The organism is Mycobacterium sp. HUMS_12744610 (genome assembly GCF_041206865.1).
GTDB lineage: Bacteria > Actinomycetota > Actinomycetes > Mycobacteriales > Mycobacteriaceae > Mycobacterium > Mycobacterium servetii.
Window position 1 is genome coordinate 3,093,932 of the sequence record NZ_JBGEDP010000001.1, and the last position, 19,264, is coordinate 3,113,195.

Below are 19,264 nucleotides of genomic sequence, written 5' to 3' on the forward strand. Positions count from 1 at the left end.
ACGTATGCCCGGCCCCGGAAGCTCGATCACCCACGTATCCGACACGGCGAAGTGGACGGCGCTACACCGGGCCGCCGAGTCGGCCCGTCCGGACGCGCTGTTCCGCGATCCGCTGGCCGAGCGCCTCGCCGGCGAGCACGGCCGCGCGATCGTCGCCGCGGTGCCGCGGTCGACCCGCAACGGGTGGTGGCTCGTCGCGCGCACCAAGATCATCGACGACGCCATCGCCCAAGCGATCGCCGACGGCTGTGACCGGGTGCTGAACCTGGCCGCGGGGCTGGACACCCGGCCGTACCGCCTGGATCTTCCGCCCGACTTCACCTGGATCGAGGCCGACCTGCCCGCGTTGCTCGAGGAGAAGACGCGACTGCTCGCCGACCAGACACCGCGCTGCCGGTTGAGCCGGACCGCCGTCGATCTGGCCGACCCGCGGGCACGCGGCGCCTTCTTCGACGACGCGCTCGACGGCGCGACGAAGGCCCTGGTGCTGACCGAAGGCCTGTTGATGTATCTCGAGGAGGCCGACGTCGCCGCGCTCTCGGCGGCCATGCAGCGGCCCGAGGTCGGCTGGTGGATGCTCGACTTCGCCGGCCCCGGCCTCAGGGCGATGATGAACAAAAAGATGGCCGGCATGCTGGAGAACGCGCCGTTCAAGTGCGCACCCGAGAACGGGCTGGCCTGGTTCGAAGGTCTCGGCTGGCGCACGGTCCACTCCGAATCGCTGCTCGCGGCCGCGCGCCGGTTCCGTCGCCTGCCGCCGTTGATGCGGCTCGCGGCAAGGCTGCCCCAGCCCGATCCCCGTCGCCCGGGCCGCAGGGCGTGGAGCGCGGCGGCCCTTCTAGCCCCCGCATGATTCGGCCGGCCCCGCATCGTGAACGCCGGGACGTCCGAGCGGCTTCACCATCGCGGCATGGGAATCTCGCTCGAGTTCGACATGCGCTTCGATGCTCCCCAACCCGAGGAGATCAACGGACGGCCGGCGGATCGATCACTTCCTAGCTGCCGCCGTTGACGCTTGCCGAAAATGAGTTGACCGACGCGCCGACGCTGCCGCTCCAGGGCTCGAAGCCGGCTTGGATGCTGGTGAGATACCACGAGTTGGTCACCTGCTCAATGGTTTCCGTATTGTCGACAAAGCCCAGCACGTTGAAGTTGTTCCAGGAGTTCATGGGCGTGCTGGCGACGTAGGACACGACATTGTTCTGACCGTTGCTGCCCTCCCAGACCGCGAAGCTGCGCCCGTCGATCGTGGCGTTGCCCACCACCGAGCCGACCGGCTGGATCGGTCCCTGATGGTTGAACCAGATCATGATCTCCTGATGGTTGACACCGTTCGTTATAGGCGTCGGATTCAGCCAGATGTCGTAGGACGCGTCGTAGATCCCGTGGCTGGGATAGGTGTAACTGATGCTGCTGGTGGCGGTTTGGATCTGGCTCAACTGCTCGGGCAGGGGAGTGCCCGGCGAACTGGCGCCATAGGCCGTGCCCAGATAGACCGACGGGTATCCCAGCGGCGCCCCGTTGGTGGGGGCAGACCCGTTTTCCCCGGTGATCGTGAATCCGGTGGAGGTGACGTCGATGGTCTGCCCGTTGGGGTTGTTGTAGGCGTTGTTCTGGACCAGGTAGGAATTTTCGATCGTCGTCTTTCCGTACTGGGTGGTGATCACAGTGTCGCCCGTTCCGGTTCCGGTGCCCGTGCTGCCGCTGCCCGTGCTACCCGTTCCGGTTCCAGTGCCCGTGCCGGTTCCGGTACCCGTGCCGGTTCCCGTACCGCCGGTTCCCGTGCCCGTGCCCGTGCCGGTTCCGGTTCCCGTGCCGGTGCCGGTGGGGATTGAGTGTCCGTCGACCAGCAGATGGGTGGGTGGGGCGTAGGAGCCGGTTTGGCTGGCCTGGAAGCCGACCGTCACTGAATGACCCGGCGCAATCGTGTCGTTGTAGCTTTCGGCGGTCAGGGTGTACTGGGTGCCCGTGTGAGCGATCTGTGCGTTCCAGGCATTGGTGATGGATTCGTTTGAGGGCAGGTTGAATTGGGCCTGCCAGTTGGTCAGCGGAGTCGAACCGGTATTGGTGATCGTGTAGTCGGCGGTAAAGCCGTTGGCCCACTGCGACGACACACTGTACGTCGCCCCTAAACCGGTCCCCCCAGCGCTGCCTGTACCAGTGCCCGTTCCGGTTCCCGTGCCGCCGCTTCCCGTACCCGTCCCCGTACCGGTGCCTGTACCCGTGCCAGTCCCCGAGCCCGTGCCCGTACCCGCACCCGTGCCGGTGCCCGTGCCCGTGCCCGCACCCGTACCGGTGCCGGTTCCCGTGCCGGTACCGGTTCCGGTCGGGATTGAGTGTCCGTCGACCAGCAGATGGGTGGGTGGGGCGTAGGAGCCGGCTTGGCTGGCCTGGAAGCCGACCGTCACTGAATGACCCGGCGCAATCGTGTTGTTGTAGCTTTCGGCGGTCAGGGTGTACTGGGTGCCCGTGTGAGCGATCTGTGCGTTCCAGGCATTGGTGATGGATTCGTTTGAGGGCAGGTTGAATTGGGCCTGCCAGTTGGTCAACGGAGTCGAACCGGTATTGGTGATCGTGTAGTCGGCGGTAAAGCCGTTGGCCCACTGCGACGACACACTGTACGTCGCCCCTAAACCGGTCCCCCCGGCGCCGGCGGACGACGTTGCCCCACTGGCCGAGTCTGCAGTGGATGCGGACGCGTAACCAGTCGCGGTGCCCGCCGTGTTGCCGCTCGCATTCAGGGCCGCGGCGCTGGCCCGGACCTGCCCGCTGGTTCCACCGTTTACCGAGAGGCTGACCTTCCCGCTGGGCCCCTCCGCCCGCGAACTAGTCCCATTGATGCTCGCCGCTGCGGATCCGTTGTGTCCGCCGGCGCCGCCCTTGGCCACCGATTGAACACCGTTGGCGCCGGTCAGTGCGGTCACCATGCCGCGCGCCTCCTGCGCCACGCTCTGCAGGCGCGACGCGTTGGCCGCCTCCGCGTTCGCATACAGCGCCGCGCCGGCAGCCATTGCGCGCTCGAATTGGGCATGAAATGCCGCCGCTTGGGCGATCAGCGCTCTATATTCGTGACCGTACGAGCCGAAGAGGGTCGCGATGGCCGCAGATACCTCGTCGGCGGCCGCCGGTGTCACGCGCGTTGTCGAGACTGTTGCCGCGGCGCTGGCCGCGCTGACCTGGATTTTTCATCGAATGTGGAGCTCAGGGGTGTCGTTAACGTGAAAGGTGCACTGCCGCAAGGATAATCGGAGTATTCGAGGCTCGGTTATCCAGGATGGGAGTGCACCTGTCAGATGCAGGCTACTACGGATTGGTCGAAGAATGTCCGAGTTGAGGTCCGTGGCGACGACGTGGTCGGGCACGCCGGTAACGTGATACCCCGGTTGCTGGCCGACAATCTGGGTTTGACCAGCGGTTTGTCGTCGGTGCTGTCGCGCCCAGAAGTCACCCACGACCGAGGCGCGGTGTTGCGCGATGTGGCGGTATCGATCGCCGGCGGCGCGCAGAACCTGGCCGGCACCGCGGTGCTGCGCGATCAGCACCGGTTGTTTCAGGCGGTGGCGTCGGTTCCGACGATGTGGCGGTCCCTGGGCGAGATCGACGAGCAGAGCATCACCGAGGTCACGGCCGTGCGCAACAAGGTCCGCTCTCGGGTGTGGGAGGCGATCGAGGCCCGCCACGGTGCGATCCCGGCTTCGCAGACCTGCTATGGGGACCTCGGGGACACGATCGTGATCCGCATCGACGCGTCGCTGATTCAGTCGCACAGCGATAAGCAGCACGCCGCAGGCAATTTCAAAGGCGGGTTTGGCTTCCACCCGCTGTTGGCGTGGTGTGACAACACCGGCGAACTGCTGGCGGTGATCGCCCGTGCAGGCAACGCCGGCTCGAACACCGCGGCCGATCATATCGCGATCATCGACGCCGCGATCGCGGCGATCCCGGCCAAGTGGCGCCGCAAGTTGCTGGTCACCATCGACGGCGCGGGTTCAAGCCACGCCGTCGTCGAACACCTGGAGAAACTCAATGCCCGGCCGGGGATGTCAGTGGGCTACTCGGTCGGATTCGACCTCGATGAGCGGGTCCGGGTCGCGATCGGCCAGATGCCCGATGCGGGATGGCAAGCCGCACTGGATGCCACCGGAGCGGCCCGTGACGACGCCCAGGTCGCCGAGTTGACCGGGCTGCTGCGCCACAGCACCGGAGGGGATCGGCTGGTCGGCTGGCCGGCCGGCATGCGCATCCTGGTGCGGCGCGAAGAAATCGAACACGGCACCCAGTTGTCATTGTTCGAGCAGCTGGCCGGCTACCGCTACCAGGTCCTCGCCACCTCGACTGCCGGTGGACAACCCCAGCGACTGGAAGCCCGCCACCGCGTCCACGCCCGGGTGGAGGGCTTCATCCGCACCGGCAAAGACACCGGCCTGGCCCGCTGGCCCTCACACTCGTTCGCCATCAACACCGCTTGGGTCACCGCCGTCGCGATCGCCATCGACCTGCTGTGCTGGATGCGACTGCTACTCCTGGACGGCCCACTGGCCAAAGCCGAACCCGCCACCCTGCGCTACCGGCTGCTGCACGCCGCGGCCCGGCTGATCAAACGATCCCGCTACCTGATCCTGCGGATCCCCCAAACCTGGCCCTGGGCACAAGAATTCGCCGACGCCCTCAACAGGGTCCGCGCCATACCCTGACCCACAGGCCCCTATGCCCTCTCGACCCCAAGAAAGGAGTAACCACCCCCGGGATAAAGGACCCGGCGTCACCGCACGACACGCGGCGCCGCCGCCTACCCCCAGCCTCAAAACCTCGACAAAGCTGCCGCCCCGCAGACCGCCACAGCAGAACCCGGGCCACCGTGAAATTCTGAGGCTGAGTCTCGAGCCGATCTCGGCGATGTTTGCCGCCGTCGCCGCCAGTGCGTCCGGTGTCGAAATCATGTATGGCATGTGCAATCCTCTGGATGACGTATCACGCAGTTATCACGGCCCTATCACGGTGTGATCACGACCGTAAATCACTTCGATGTGATGCACATAGCGTTTCGATAACTTTTCGCGAAATTTTCAATCCCCAGGGCACAAATGAGTGCCAGTAGTCATTCGCTGTCCAGGCCAAAAACAAAGGTGACTTGGGTACGCAAACGTTGCGGAGCGGAGCGGTCGGGGAACAGCGGCGTCGAGTCGTTTGGGGCGACGCGGCGGGTCGATGCGACCGACACGCACGTCGAAGCCACACCGCCGTAGCCAACCCCGATAGAACGTCTGGGCAAGGATCGTGGCAGCCATGCCCACGGCAACGCTGAACTGGCGCTTCGGGTCGGACGCGCCTTGCCGCGTCCACATTGCGTCGCGGGCATCGTGCTCAGATACGCGGGCTGTCGCGGTTGCTGCGCCGGCGGCTTCTGTGCATTCGGCCAGGAACTTTCGCGCCGTCCGGCGCGAAAGCTCGTGGTCCGGAACGAACACGGCCGTCGCCCACTCCGCAACCGAGGCACCGGCCGTAGCGGCGGCTGATGGTCAGCGCATCGAGTGTGGTCCAAGATCCGGTTGTTGCCGGGGGGCGGGCCTGCGACGGCGCACCGCGACCATCGCGGCCGAGCACGGCCGAGCGCCAGTGCGCTCTTTTGTTCGTAAACCAACCCGCAAATCTGATAACGCCCGAATTCACGGCGGAAAACGAACGAAAAAAATTCAGGCGAGCGTGCAAATACGCGTTTCGCCGACGGCGCTTTCAGCCGGTGGATGCGACCCTCCCGGATTTCATGCATCCTGGAAGTGCTGTGAGACGCCAGTCGGTCGCGTGTTGGGAAGGGTAATGGGCCTCAACCTGGACGGGTCAGTCATCAACCGTGCGGTCAGCCGCACGCCACCGGCGCTCCGCTGATCCCCGGCCGACCGATCGAACGAGTGATATTGCGATTACACGCCTCGCATGCCCGGGACAAGGGCCGGGTGCCATCGCGTTCGGAGGACGATTTCCCTTGCCGAATGGCTGACGAAAATGGGTGAATCAGCTACCGAATGCTTTAACCGGGAGAGTGAGATGCAGGCACGAACTCTGGCCCCCGCCGCCACGGCCGTAGCCTCGGCCGCCGTCATCGGTGGGTTGGCGAGCCGCCCGGCCGCATCGCCGTGGTATCGATCGCTGCGCAAACCGCCGTATCAGCCCCCACCCCAAGCCTTTCCGATCGTGTGGCCGGTGCTCTACGCGGACATCGCGGTGGTCTCCTCCAACACACTCGACGAGCTGGAGCGCCGCGGACGAAAGCCGGAACACCGCCAGTACGTCATGGCACTCGCGGTCAACCTGGCATTGAACGCCGGCTGGTCGTGGCTGTTCTTCCAGCGCCGCCGGCTGGGCCTTTCCGCGGTCGCCGCGGGGGTGCTCACCGCCAGCAGCGCCGACCTGGCGCGCCGGGCGATGGACGCGCAGGGCGGGCGCGCCGCTCCGCTGCTCCTGTACCCGTTGTGGTGCGCGTTCGCGACGGCACTGACCGCGCACGTGTGGTTTCTCAATCGACGCTGAGAGAATGACATCGTGATGAAACTGACCAAGCTCGCCGAACAGGTTGCCGAATCGCTGGTCGCGGTCGTCGGAATCCGCGTGGGCACCGAGGAGCCCGGCTATACGCGCCGGGAACTCACCGACACCGTCGAAATCCGGAGCTACGGCCCGCGCATCGCCGCCGAAACCACGGTGCCGGGAGACCAGGAGCGCGCCCGCAACCTCGGCTTCCGCCGGCTCGCGGGCTACATCTTCGGCGGCAATCGCGGCGGCCAGGCGATTGCGATGACGGCGCCGGTGGGCCAGCATGCAAGCGCGGGCCAACAGATCGCGATGACCGCGCCCGTCGTGCAGTCGGCCGCCGCCGAGCGCGGCTGGGTGATCCGCTTCTTCATGCCGTCGAAGTGGACCATGGAGACCCTGCCCCCCCCCTGATGACGAACAGGTCCGCCTGGTGACCGTGCCGCCGCAGACGGTGGCAGTGCTGAAATTCAGCGGCGACCGGAGCCCGGCGGCCGTCGCCGCCCGCACCGCCGAGCTCAGGAACGTCCTGCGCAACAACGACATCACCCCGATCGGCGGGGCCGATGCGTGGTTCTACGATCCGCCGTGGACGCTGCCGTGCCGGCGCCGCAACGAGGTGGCGATCCCCGTCGAGCCGTGATGGGACGCAACGTCGGCCCCGTCGTGGTGGTGGTCGGGATTCTGGTCGTCGCCACCGGTGTCCTGATCTGGGCGGGCGGCTTATCGTGGTTCGGCCGCCTTCCTGGCGATGTCCGGATCGAGCGCGGTAACGTGCGCGTCTACATTCCGTGGGTGTCGATGCTGCTGGTCTCGGTCGTGGCGACGTTGTTGCTCTCGGTCGTGCGGCACCTGTTCCGCCGTTGAGTCGGGAGGTCTGATGAGTCGTCACAAAGACGACGGAGACGGCAAAGTGGACGCCCGGCAGTTGACCGGCGTCTCGGAAACTGCGCTGCTGACCTTGTACGGCAGGGCCTACCAGGCCGAGCGACCCGACGCGATCCTCGACGACCCGATGGCGATCGAACTCGTCGAGTCCATCGACTTCGACTTCGAGAAATTCGGCCGCCGGGGCCAGGAGATGGCGCTGCGGTCGCTGGCGGTGGACCGGTGCGCGACCGAATACCTCACGGCGCGGCCCCGCGCGACCGTCGTCGCGCTCGCGGAGGGCTTCCAGACCAGCTTCTGGCGCCTCAGCAGCGCGCTGCCCGACGCACCGTTCCGTTGGGTGTCGGTGGACCTGCCGCCGGTCATCGAGCTGCGGCGGCGCCTGCTGCCGCATTCGGAGCGGATCACCTACTTGGCGCAGTCCGCGCTCGACTACAGCTGGATGGCCGAGATCGACGACTCCGACGGCGTTTTCATCACAGCCGAGGGTTTGCTGATGTATTTACAGCCGCACGAGGCGCTGGGCCTGATCGCCGCGTGCGCCAAGCGGTTTCCCGGTGGTCAGATGTTCTTCGACCTGCCGCCGACCCTTGTTAAAAAGCTCGCGCCGCGGGGGATGCGGTCCACCAAGCGCTACCGCGTGCCGCCGATGCCGTTCAGCCTTTCGGCGCGTCAACTCTCGAATCTGGCCGGCACCATGCCCGGGATCCGGGCGGTGCACGACCTGCCGATGCCGCGAGGGCGGGGCTTGTTCTTCGGGATGCTGTTTCCCGCGTTCTGGCAGTGCGCGCCGCTGCGGACGTTCCGCGGCGCCTACACGCTGCTCGAGTTCGGCTGACTCACCACACGCGTATCCAGTCGACGAGCATTTCGGCGGGGTAGGTGCCCGGCCCCGGATCGCCGCCGCCGGAGCCGGCGACCGCGAGGTTGAACACCGTGAAGACGGTGTAGCCGGGCGCGTTGAACGGCCAGTCCGGCAGCGAGTTCGCCGGGACGTCGAAGTAGGGCTGCGCGCCGTCGACGTAGTCCTTCCAGAAGCGGATCCCGGTCTGGTCCCACTGGGTTCGCCACGTGTGCCACGCGTTGTCCACCGCGATGTTGTGGGTCTTCCACTCGCCGCCATTGGCTTTCGCGTGCACGGTGGTGGCCGAGGGCCAGTTGCCGTTGCCGTACCATTCCATGACGTCGATCTCGCCTTGGTCCTGGTTGCCCAGCCAGTAGGCGGGCCAGGCGCCCGGCGTCAGGCAGTTCAGCTTGATGCGCGCTTCCCAGGTGTGCCCGACGCCGCCCCGCCACAGGCTTTGCACCTTGCCGCTGTAGTACGTCGGGCCGTCTTTGGCGGCACGCAGGACGAGGTTGGACTTGCCGTCGACGTAGACGTTCTGCCGGTTGTCGCGGTACTGGCCGATGTTCTCCGGCCGCTCCCAGTACGTCGGGTCCTTGATGGTTTCGCGGGCCTGCGCCACCGTCCACTTCGACGCGTCGGGCGGCGAGCCTGCCGGCCCGTCGAATTCGTCCTGGAAGGCGTAGCTCCCGGACTGACCGCTGGGCGCTGCGGGCAGCGGGGTGCGCTGCGCGCGGGCCTCGGGACCGGGCAAGGCGGCTGCCAGCACGCCGATCCCGGTCGTCAATATCATGCGGCGGCGGTCCATCTCCGGCATAAGCAAGGGACGATAGCAGCCCGATACCAGCCGGGGCCCGGTCGAAGCCGGGCGAAATCGCACCGCCCGACCCGCGAATCGTGTCGGTGGTCACCATTACCCTCCTGATTCGTGGCCGGCCCGAGAACCGGCGGCGACAGGGAGCGGCTGAGCATTGCGGCATTTTCATGGCAAATTCTCATCTCTCGGGGTGGTTTGGTCTCAGGATTGGTCGGGCATCCTGAAATCACGAACCAATAACCACACCTGTCCCACGGCGCGGCCGAATCGCAATGCTTCGGAAGGAGTTGACAATCGTGGCGAATACTTCAGAGGCGACGGTCATTCGTCTTGACTCCCACCCAGTGTGGCTTGCGGCTCAACGACGTGCGCGGGAGCGCAGCGAGGCTATGCTGCGCCATCCGTCAGCCAGGGCCCGACGACGACGCGGCCCGTCCACCGGCGGTGCGGCCGGCCTCCGCGCTTTCGGGAGCTATTCAAGCTCTGATACACCGGCCTGAACTCTGTCCGCAATCACCCTGAGCAAAGACGGTTGATCAAAGACATATACATGGCAGTCGGTCGCCGGAAAGCGCGGCCGCTAACTGGCTGGCGCGGTGTTTACCGCCATTTCCAGTGACCGACGGTGGTAACGGATCGGCCTCGGCGGAGCCGCCCGCCTCAGAATTTCACGGTGGCCCGGGTTCTGCTGTGGCGGTCTGCGGGGCGGCAGCTTTGTCGAGGTTTTGAGGCTGGGGGTAGGCGGCGGCGCCGCGTGTCGTGCGGTGACGCCGGGTCCTTTATCCCGGGGGTGGTTACTCCTTTCTTGGGGTCGAGAGGGCATAGGGGCCTGTGGGTCAGGGTATGGCGCGGACCCTGTTGAGGGCGTCGGCGAATTCTTGTGCCCAGGGCCAGGTTTGGGGGATCCGCAGGATCAGGTAGCGGGATCGTTTGATCAGCCGGGCCGCGGCGTGCAGCAGCCGGTAGCGCAGGGTGGCGGGTTCGGCTTTGGCCAGTGGGCCGTCCAGGAGTAGCAGTCGCATCCAGCACAGCAGGTCGATGGCGATCGCGACGGCGGTGACCCAAGCGGTGTTGATGGCGAACGAGTGTGAGGGCCAGCGGGCCAGGCCGGTGTCTTTGCCGGTGCGGATGAAGCCCTCCACCCGGGCGTGGACGCGGTGGCGGGCTTCCAGTCGCTGGGGTTGTCCACCGGCAGTCGAGGTGGCGAGGACCTGGTAGCGGTAGCCGGCCAGCTGCTCGAACAATGACAACTGGGTGCCGTGTTCGATTTCTTCGCGCCGCACCAGGATGCGCATGCCGGCCGGCCAGCCGACCAGCCGATCCCCTCCGGTGCTGTGGCGCAGCAGCCCGGTCAACTCGGCGACCTGGGCGTCGTCACGGGCCGCTCCGGTGGCATCCAGTGCGGCTTGCCATCCCGCATCGGGCATCTGGCCGATCGCGACCCGGACCCGCTCATCGAGGTCGAATCCGACCGAGTAGCCCACTGACATCCCCGGCCGGGCATTGAGTTTCTCCAGGTGTTCGACGACGGCGTGGCTTGAACCCGCGCCGTCGATGGTGACCAGCAACTTGCGGCGCCACTTGGCCGGGATCGCCGCGATCGCGGCGTCGATGATCGCGATATGATCGGCCGCGGTGTTCGAGCCGGCGTTGCCTGCACGGGCGATCACCGCCAGCAGTTCGCCGGTGTTGTCACACCACGCCAACAGCGGGTGGAAGCCAAACCCGCCTTTGAAATTGCCTGCGGCGTGCTGCTTATCGCTGTGCGACTGAATCAGCGACGCGTCGATGCGGATCACGATCGTGTCCCCGAGGTCCCCATAGCAGGTCTGCGAAGCCGGGATCGCACCGTGGCGGGCCTCGATCGCCTCCCACACCCGAGAGCGGACCTTGTTGCGCACGGCCGTGACCTCGGTGATGCTCTGCTCGTCGATCTCGCCCAGGGACCGCCACATCGTCGGAACCGACGCCACCGCCTGAAACAACCGGTGCTGATCGCGCAGCACCGCGGTGCCGGCCAGGTTCTGCGCGCCGCCGGCGATCGATACCGCCACATCGCGCAACACCGCGCCTCGGTCGTGGGTGACTTCTGGGCGCGACAGCACCGACGACAAACCGCTGGTCAAACCCAGATTGTCGGCCAGCAACCGGGGTATCACGTTACCGGCGTGCCCGACCACGTCGTCGCCACGGACCTCAACTCGGACATTCTTCGACCAATCCGTAGTAGCCTGCATCTGACAGGTGCACTCCCATCCTGGATAACCGAGCCTCGAATACTCCGATTATCCTTGCGGCAGTGCACCTTTCACGTTAACGACACCCCTGAGCTCCACATTCGATGAAAAATCCAGGCCCGCGGGGCCTCTGACTCCGCTTCGTTGTGAAGCCTGTGCGGCGACACCGCCAAAACCGTCAGTTCACACAGGCCGCCTCGCCGCGATTGGCCACGCCCCCGAACAACGCCCATCCGATAGGGGCGTTCGGCCCTACCCGGTTCACGGCCGGAATGCGACGGTGAACCCGACATGCAGGAGCCCCGAGGGGAGACGGGTTTGGCCGAGACCACCGAAAAGCTGACCGAGTTGCCGTTACCGCAGCTGCTGACCGCACTGGACAGCTCCGCAGCGGGATTGACGACAGCCCAGGCCCGGCAAAGGCTGGAACGGTACGGGCCCAACGAGATCGCCGAACGGCATCGCGATCCGGTGCTGGAGTTCCTGGGGTACTTCTGGGCGCCGATCCCCTGGATGATCGAGGTCGCGCTGGCGTTGTCGGTGGCCGCCCAGCACTGGACCGACGCCGCGATCATCGGCGTGCTGCTGGCGATGAACGGGCTGGTGGCCTACTTCGAGGAACACCAGGCCGCCAACGCGATCGCCGCGCTCAAACAGCGTCTGGCCTCCTCGGCCCGGGTGTTGCGCGACGGCACGTGGGTAACGGTGGCCGTGCGCGAGTTGGCGCCCGGCGACGTCGTGCGAGTGCGCCTGGGCGACGTGTTGCCCGCCGACCTACGGATTCTCGACGACGTCGCCCTCGAGGTGGACCAGTCGGCGCTGACCGGCGAATCGCTCGCCGTGACCCGCGGGCAGGGCGAAGCCCTGTTCTCTGGTTCGGTGGTGGTGCGCGGCGAGGCCGACGCGCTGGTGTGCGCCACCGGGACCGCGTCCTACATGGGCAAGACCACCGCGCTGGTCGAGAGCGCGGGCACGGTGAGTCACTTCCAGCGTGCGGTGCTGCGCATCGCCAACTACCTGATCGTGATCGCGCTTGTCCTGGTCACCCTGACGGTCGTGGTGTCGCTGATCCGGCACAATCCCGTGCTAGAGACGCTCGAGTTCGCGCTGGTGGTCACGATCGCCTCGATCCCGGTGGCACTGCCGGCGGTGCTGTCGGTGACCATGGCCATCGGCGCCCGGCAGCTGGCGCGCCACGAGGCCGTGGTCAGTCACCTGCCCGCGGTCGAGGAACTCGGCGGCATCGACCTGTTGTGCTCGGACAAGACCGGCACCTTGACCCAGAACCGCCTCGCGCTCGCCGCCCGCTGGACCGCCACGGCCGTCAGCGACGACGAACTGCTCACCGCGGCGGCGCTGGCCTCACGCGTGGAGGACAACGACCTCATCGACTTGGCGGTGATCGCCGCCGCGGGCTCACCGCCGTCGGGGCGGGTGGACAAGTTCGTTCCGTTCGACCCGGTCAGCAAACGCACCGAAGCGACGGTGCACGACCCCGACGGCCGTGTCTTCCGGGTCAGCAAGGGTGCGCCGCAGGTCATCGCCGCATTGTGCGACGGCGACGGTGCGGTCACCGAGGTCGACGGCGTGGTCGAACGGTTCGCCGCGCACGGGTATCGGTCCCTCGGGGTGGCCCGGACCGATGGCGAAGGCTCCTGGCGGCTGATGGGTGTGCTGGCGCTGGCCGACCCGCCCCGCGACGACTCCGCGGCCACCATCAGCGCCGCCGAGGAGCTCGGCATCGACGTCAAGATGGTCACCGGCGACCAGGTCGCCATCGGCCGCGAGATCGCCCGGCAGGTCGGCCTGGGGCAGAACATTCTCGACGCCGCCGTCCTGGACAGCGCCGCCGACGACGACGACCTGGGTGCCCGGGTGGAAACGACCGACGGGTTCGCGCAGGTGTTTCCCGAGCACAAGTACCGCATCGTCAAGCTGTTGCAGGCTCGCGGGCACATCGTCGGGATGACCGGCGACGGCGTCAACGACGCCCCCGCGCTCAAACAGGCCGACGCCGGCATCGCGGTGTCCGGCGCCACCGACGCCGCGCGCGCGGCCGCTGACGTGGTTCTGCTGGCGCCCGGGTTGTCGGTCATCGTGCACGCGATCGGGGTGGCCCGGGAGATCTTCGCCCGCCTCACCAGCTATGCCACCTATCGCATCGCCGAGACCATCCGGGTGCTGTTGCTGATCACCCTGGCCGTGGTGTTCATGAACTTCTTCCCGGTCACCGCCGCGATGATCGTGTTCCTGGCGCTGCTCAACGACGGCGCCATCCTGTCCATCGCCTACGATCGCGTGCGCGGCTCAGCCAAACCCGTCAAGTGGGACATGCGCACCGTGTTGACCATCGCCACCGTGCTCGGTGTGATCGGCGTCGTCGCGACGTTCACGCTTTTCTTCCTCGCCGACAAGGTCTTTCACCTCGACCGCGACTTCATCCGCACGATGATCTACCTGAAGTTGTCGGTCGCCGGCCAGCTCACCATCTTCCTCACCCGCAGCCGAGGCCCCTTCTGGTCCGGACCCGCACCCGCACCGTTGCTGCTGGGCGCCGTCCTCACCGCTCAGACCATCGCGACGCTGATCTCGGTCTACGGGGTGGCGATGACGCCGCTCGGGTGGCGCTGGGCCGGGCTGGTCTGGGCCTACGCGTTGGTGTGGTTCCTGTTCAACGACCGGCTCAAGCTGGCCGCCTACTGGTGGCTCGACCACCACCCGCGCCGCGAGCAGCCACAAAAGCAGCGCGCCAACATGTTTCGGCGTCACCCGGCCTGAGCCCCGCCGGACGGCCGCGGATGGGCACGGACCCTGCCGTCGGGCACCCGGCCAGACCGCGGGGCGCGGGACTTTGGTCCCTGTTTCCGGGTCGCGTCGGCCGCCAGGAGGCAAGGCGAGACGGAATTTGACGTTTGGCGCTCGGGTCAAGCCACCGTGGGTGTCGGTCGAGGAGGAACGGTCGTGAGTGCCCCTGTCCAGCTGCAAGGTTCAGTCCGGCAGGACGGTCTCGACCGGCTCGTCGCAGGCGACCACCACGACCCGCACCAGCTCCTGGGCGCGCATTTCCGGCACGACGGCGACTTCGGGCGGCGCGGTGGAGATTCGCCCCGCCCGGACGCGCAGGACATGGCGGTGCTCACCGCCGGGGAGCGGCTGCCGATGCGCCGCATCCACCCCGCCGGTGTCTTCGCCGCCGCACTGAATACGGGTGCCGTGCCCGGCCCCGGCGGTCCGGCGCGAGCACCGGATCGGGCTTCCCGAGGCGGGCCGGTGGGTCGCGGTCCTCGCTACCGACGCGACCAGATTCGGCGGCAGCGGCGTGAGCGTCGGCGACCTCACCGCGGAACCGATCGGGTGCCGCGACCTGCCGTACTCAGCCGCCCTGACGCTTCCGCCGTTGAGCGTCGTCTGGCTGACACCCGACGACGACCGAAACCGCCGCTGAAATCTATCGCTATCGCCGGTATTGCGGGCAGTAGGCGGTGATCGCCGCGTTGACGCCCGCCGCCGCCTGCGCGGGCGTCAATCCGCTCCTGTGTTGGGTTGCGGCGGCGGCATCGTCGGGGCTGACCCCTTTTTGCAGCCCGGCGCACACCCCTCGGGCGGTGGCGGTTGCCTCCTTGGGGTCGCTGACGGTGACCCCGGGAATCTGTGAGGCCAGGTCGAGATACACCTGGTCGGGTCCCGGGGCCTGCCGCCTCGGGACCGGCGGCGTGTGCGTCGGGGCGGCCGCGACGGGCACATGGGCCCGGGATGCCACAGGTGGCGCCGAAGCGCGTCTGGGCGCCGGCGGGACCTGGACGGGCGGAGCGGGCGTCGGTAGGGCGGAGGCCGGTGGCGGAGCCCCCGGTGCCGGTCGCGGCGGGGCAGGCGCCGGAGGCCGCGCCGGGGCCGGGGACGCGACAGCCTGGTTGTGGCCTGCTGTGCCGCTGCCACCTTCGACGGCGTAGCCGGTGGCGCCGACGAGGTCGAATGCGAGGATGGCCGCCGCAGCCGCGAAAATCCGGCGCCGCCTGCGTCGTTGCTGCTTGCCGACGTTGATGGGGGGCAGGGCCACGCTCGCGGGCGGCCGGACCGCCAGCGGAATCTGCATGGTCGCGGCCGTGTCCGTCGGCGTCCGCCAGGGCGCCGCCTCGGCGAACGCGCGGGCGAAATCGGTGCACCGGGGGAATCGGTCGGCGGGGTCCTTCGCGAGGGCCACGGCGAGCACCGGGTCGAAGGCCGCGAGTTTGGCGCGGGTCTTTGCCAGCGCCGGCGGCGGCGCAGTGAGGTGGTGGCTGATCACCGCCACCGGATTCGTGTAGGGAAACAGCGTGGTTCCGGTCAACAGGTGATAGGCGGTGGCCGCCAGCGCATACTGGTCGGCGCGGCCGTCGGTCGGTTCGCCCGTCAGTTGTTCGGGTGCGGCATAGGGAAACGTGCCGATGGTCATGTTGGTGGCGGTCAAGCCACTGGAGTCGGCGATGTGGCGGGCTATGCCGAAGTCGCCCAGCAGGATTCTCTGTTCACCGTCACCGGGTTTGGCGAGCAGGATGTTCGCCGGGTTTACGTCGCGGTGCAGCAGGTCGTGGTGCTCGTGGGCGTAGTCGAGCGCGCCGGCGATCGCCGTGACGATCGTGGCAACCTGGTCTGCCGGCATGCCGACCGGGTAGCGGTCGCGCAGGAGGCTGGCGGCGTCGGTGCCGTCGACGAAATCCATCGCAATCCACAGCCGCCCGTCGCACTCGCCCCGGTCGTTGACGCGCACGATGTTCGGATGCCACAGCGCGGCCGCCAGGTCCGCCTCCCGGACGAAGCGGCGACGGTAGTCTTCGTCGGCAGAGACGTCGCCGCCCAAGATCTTGAGCGCTTCGCGGCGCGGCAGCCGCGGGTGCTGGGCGAGGTAGACCTCACCCATCCCGCCGGATCCCAGTAACCGGACGATCGTGTACCCGGCGAACACCTGCGCGGCGCGCAGGAGCGGCGTGCTCATGGCCTTCTCCTCGGTAGGCGGTCCTGCAACGCCCACCATCCGATTTCAGCACATCACCGCGTTCGCCGATAGGGGGTAAGACATCTTGCGCGCCATGCGATCCCATGCGGGCGAGATCGCCGTCAGAGCTTCGAGTTGAACATCAACCCGCGACGTGAACGTGATCGCCACGCCACGCGGCCCGCCGCTGGGGCGTGAAAACCGTTTGGGTGCAACGGGTCGCAGTCCACCGACCGCGCGAGGTGCTTCACAGGTTGCGACGTGACGCCCGAGGAGGGAATCGAGACGGCCATGAATTCACCGGTACGGCAGGCAGTCGGGGTCTGCGCCAACGGCGCCGTGGTCGCCGCGGCGCCGGCCGTCTCCGGATTCGGATTTGCCAGCGGCCCCAGCGAGTTGGCAGCCATTACGCCGACGACAACCCCTTCCGACAGCGCTACGTCGACGCCGCCCCCGGACAGCGATGCGCCGGGCGACACGGGCCGTATCCCCGGCGTCATTGCCGGCCGACCACGCTCGCGTCACCCGGCAGCGCGTCACAGCATGGAATTGATCATCGCCTCGGCGACGCCGCCGATCTGGCTGGGCGATTCGTCGGATTCCCGGTAGTCGATGAACGCGGACAGTCGGCTGGAAGGATTCAGCAGTTCCATGAACACGCCCATCAGGTGGGTGGTGTCGATGCCCGCCCGCTCATCCGCGGTGTAGTGCACCCGGGCCGCCCGCTGGAAGTGGCCGCCCTGCACGGTCTTGGATTTGATCTCGTCCGACGGCGCCAGATTGATCAAGCTGGTATTGGCCACCTCGTTGTCGATGTCGGCCTGCAGCACGGCGGCGACGTCACCTGCGCCGGCGGTTTTGACCGTGACCCGCATTTTCGCGCCGGCGTCGGTGTCGGCCAGGGTGACCCAGTTCGGGCCCCGATCTACCAGCTCCCAGCCGGGTGCGGGGGTGATGGAGACTCCTTGGTCGATGCCAATGGGGTCGGCCGATGTGAGGGCGATCACCGCGCCGCGACCGCGCGTGGGCGATGGCTGTCCCGGATCGATCGTGGCGGTGAGGACGGCCGCGCCGGTCACGGCGGCCATGAGGACGTTGGATGCGATGACAACCGGACGCAGGCGGTGCGGTGACGTTGATGACATGGTGGTTCCTCTTTCAGTTGAGGTGATACGGGACGTGCGGGTGCGTAGCGCCTGCTGGCGCATGTTTTCTGTTCATCGGCCGTGCTCGGTGGAGGCGGAATAGCGGTCTTCGATGGCGTGGATCAGCTGGCGCCGGATCCGTTGCACGTCGGCGGCGTGGCGCGCCACCAACTCGTCTTCCCAGGCGGCGACCTTCGCGGCGAGGTCCATGTCGGCGATGGTGTCGCCGAGCCAGCGGGAGAAATCGCCGCGTTCGAGGTGGTACTGCAGCGCCTGCGGATCGAGATATCCCAGCGCGGTGCGGAACTCGTGCATGGTGCCCGCCGCCGGGATGTTGCGCCCGTCGGTCGGGCGAAAGTAGAACCGGCGCTCCTCGGGCAGCGACACGTCGGCGTATTTGTGGGCGTGGCGCACGTGACCGGTGCGGCGAGACGAGATTGTGAAGGCACGGGGCGCCGCCGAGCCGAACTGGATGGATGCCCGCCGAACCGGTTCCGGTGCAACGCTACTCACCGGATCGATACCGCCGACGGTGAGCACGATATCAGTGTCGCCGACTTCACCCGCCGGTAGCAAGGCGGGCATGAAGGACGACAGCAGGTTTCCCCCGCGGCGCGTCCAGTGCGGCTGCTGGTCCGCACCCAGCAGGTGGGCCTCGTCGTAGATGACCCAGTGGGGAAACCCGCGGGCCTCCCGCTGAGCTTCGGCTGCCGGCCGCAGGCGATGCAAGTAGCCGATCTTCTCGGCGGTGGGCAGCGCCGACAGGTCCACCACCAGACCGGTGTGCGGCTGCAGCAGACCGACCAGTTCCACCGGGTCGGGGAGCCCCTCGTCGGCGTCCACGACCCGGACGCCGTTGAGCTGCTCGAGTTGCCGGTGGTCGCCTTCGGGGTCGACGAGCAGCACGCAGTAGCCGGCGTTCGTCCATTCCTCGGCCAGCAACCCGACCAGGTAGCTCTTGCCCGACCCGGCCGGCCCGGTCACCATCATGCGTGCCTGGCTGCCGGGCACCTTCGTCGGTGTTCCGTCGTCGAAGGTCCCGATCTGCACCCACCGGCGCGGCGGGCACCAGCGCCGCGCCCCACTGAGGTATGTGTCGGTGAGCAACTCGGCGACCCCGGCACCGTTCGGTTGGTCGAGCACCAGGTCGGCGTGTTCGCGTAAGGACGGAACCGCGTCGGCGACGGCGGCACCGATCTCAGCCGAGCCGAATAGTGACAGGTCGTTTTCGGCATCTCCGACGGCGATCGTGTTGTGTGGCGAAAGATTCAGCCGGTTCAGCACCTCCGTCAGACCGGTGCCCTTGGTGACCCCGGCCGGCACGACCATCAACTCGCCCCGGTTCCGGACGATCTGGCAGTCCAGCCCCAGCGCGCCGATCACCTCGAGGACCGTCGTGGCACGCTCGGCGCTGGTGGCCAGGATCACCTCACCGCGCCGGTACGTCACTTCGTGTTCGTCCAGTGCCGCGTCGAGTGCGGTGTCGACCGGCGCCGCCAGCGGGTAGGCCTTCCCGCCGATCTTGGCCACCGCCCCGTTTTCCAGGACCAGCGCATCGACATGGTTGCTGATCTGCGGGAAGCTTGCCGCCAGCTCGGTCCCGATCCGGCCGGTGGCCAGCACGACCAGCAGACCGTCGCGGCGCACCTGGTCGATGGCCTGCACGGCCTGCTCCGAGATCTGGCCTGCCGAGGTCAGGGTGCCGTCCACGTCCAGGGCCACCACTCGAAAGAAGCCCACACCCCGATCCCTTCGTTGCACACCACCGACCCGGCTAGCGGCGCGACCACGTGAAGGATAGGCAACCCGGCCGCGCACCGGGCAGGGTCGTTC

General features: G+C 67.6%; 14 protein-coding genes and 2 pseudogenes. 9 read left to right on the forward strand and 7 right to left on the reverse strand.

What is annotated here, in order from left to right:
• Positions 1-4 precede the first annotated feature (4 nt).
• Positions 5-853, forward strand: a complete 849-nt coding sequence (locus tag AB8998_RS15220; RefSeq protein WP_369738651.1) for a class I SAM-dependent methyltransferase — start codon at positions 5-7, stop codon at positions 851-853.
• Between the two features lie 142 nt (positions 854-995).
• On the opposite strand, the gene AB8998_RS31590 is transcribed toward AB8998_RS15220, so the two are convergent.
• Positions 996-3,182 carry a cellulose binding domain-containing protein gene (locus AB8998_RS31590; RefSeq protein ID WP_420492656.1) on the reverse strand — a complete coding sequence of 729 codons (2,187 nt, stop codon included), beginning with the start codon at positions 3,180-3,182 and terminating at the stop codon, positions 996-998.
• 111 nt (positions 3,183-3,293) lie between these two features.
• Here AB8998_RS31590 and AB8998_RS15235 point away from each other — a divergent pair, with 111 nt between their 5' ends.
• The 5 genes and pseudogenes from AB8998_RS15235 (at position 3,294) to AB8998_RS15255 (ending at position 8,254) form a co-directional block, all read left to right on the forward strand.
• Entirely contained in the window at positions 3,294-4,694 is a 1,401-nt protein-coding gene (locus AB8998_RS15235) for an IS1380 family transposase (RefSeq protein WP_369736302.1), read from the forward strand.
• Between the two features lie 1,351 nt (positions 4,695-6,045).
• Entirely contained in the window at positions 6,046-6,528 is a 483-nt protein-coding gene (locus AB8998_RS15240; RefSeq protein ID WP_369738652.1) for a TspO/MBR family protein, read from the forward strand.
• 15 nt (positions 6,529-6,543) lie between these two features.
• Positions 6,544-7,171, forward strand: a pseudogene (locus tag AB8998_RS15245) (SOUL family heme-binding protein).
• Positions 7,172-7,194: 23 nt separating this feature from the next.
• Positions 7,195-7,395 carry a DUF2905 domain-containing protein gene (locus AB8998_RS15250; RefSeq protein ID WP_369738653.1) on the forward strand — a complete coding sequence of 67 codons (201 nt, stop codon included), beginning with the start codon at positions 7,195-7,197 and terminating at the stop codon, positions 7,393-7,395.
• 13 nt (positions 7,396-7,408) lie between these two features.
• A complete protein-coding gene (locus AB8998_RS15255) occupies positions 7,409-8,254 on the forward strand; it encodes a class I SAM-dependent methyltransferase (RefSeq protein WP_369738654.1) in 846 nt (281 codons plus the stop codon).
• A gap of 1 nt (position 8,255) precedes the next feature.
• Here AB8998_RS15255 and AB8998_RS15260 read toward each other — a convergent pair whose 3' ends face one another.
• Positions 8,256-9,077, reverse strand: coding sequence for a glycoside hydrolase family 16 protein (locus AB8998_RS15260; protein ID WP_369738655.1), 822 nt, complete (start codon positions 9,075-9,077; stop codon positions 8,256-8,258).
• Between the two features lie 836 nt (positions 9,078-9,913).
• Positions 9,914-11,314, reverse strand: coding sequence for an IS1380 family transposase (locus tag AB8998_RS15265; protein ID WP_369736302.1), 1,401 nt, complete (start codon positions 11,312-11,314; stop codon positions 9,914-9,916).
• A 291-nt stretch (positions 11,315-11,605) separates the two neighbouring features.
• Between AB8998_RS15265 and AB8998_RS15270 the strand changes: the two genes are divergently transcribed.
• The 3 genes and pseudogenes from AB8998_RS15270 (at position 11,606) to AB8998_RS15280 (ending at position 14,759) form a co-directional block, all read left to right on the forward strand.
• Positions 11,606-14,092, forward strand: a complete 2,487-nt coding sequence (locus AB8998_RS15270) for a plasma-membrane proton-efflux P-type ATPase (RefSeq protein WP_369738656.1) — start codon at positions 11,606-11,608, stop codon at positions 14,090-14,092.
• A gap of 183 nt (positions 14,093-14,275) precedes the next feature.
• A pseudogene (locus tag AB8998_RS31595) lies at positions 14,276-14,461 on the forward strand (GlgB N-terminal domain-containing protein); the annotation flags it as partial.
• Between the two features lie 61 nt (positions 14,462-14,522).
• Positions 14,523-14,759, forward strand: coding sequence for an alpha amylase C-terminal domain-containing protein (locus AB8998_RS15280; protein WP_420492640.1), 237 nt, complete (start codon positions 14,523-14,525; stop codon positions 14,757-14,759).
• 9 nt (positions 14,760-14,768) lie between these two features.
• Here AB8998_RS15280 and AB8998_RS15285 read toward each other — a convergent pair whose 3' ends face one another.
• The 4 genes from AB8998_RS15285 to AB8998_RS15300 all read right to left on the reverse strand — a co-directional run bounded on the left by AB8998_RS15285 (position 14,769) and on the right by AB8998_RS15300 (position 19,171).
• Positions 14,769-16,286 carry a serine/threonine-protein kinase gene (locus AB8998_RS15285; RefSeq protein WP_369738657.1) on the reverse strand — a complete coding sequence of 506 codons (1,518 nt, stop codon included), beginning with the start codon at positions 16,284-16,286 and terminating at the stop codon, positions 14,769-14,771.
• A 122-nt stretch (positions 16,287-16,408) separates the two neighbouring features.
• A complete protein-coding gene (locus AB8998_RS15290) occupies positions 16,409-16,765 on the reverse strand; it encodes a hypothetical protein (protein ID WP_369738658.1) in 357 nt (118 codons plus the stop codon).
• A 57-nt stretch (positions 16,766-16,822) separates the two neighbouring features.
• The gene (locus tag AB8998_RS15295; protein WP_369738659.1) at positions 16,823-17,431 is read right to left on the reverse strand and encodes a hypothetical protein; all 609 of its coding nucleotides are present in this window, start codon (positions 17,429-17,431) and stop codon (positions 16,823-16,825) included.
• Between the two features lie 72 nt (positions 17,432-17,503).
• Entirely contained in the window at positions 17,504-19,171 is a 1,668-nt protein-coding gene (locus tag AB8998_RS15300; protein ID WP_369738660.1) for an HAD family hydrolase, read from the reverse strand.
• Positions 19,172-19,264 lie beyond the last annotated feature (93 nt).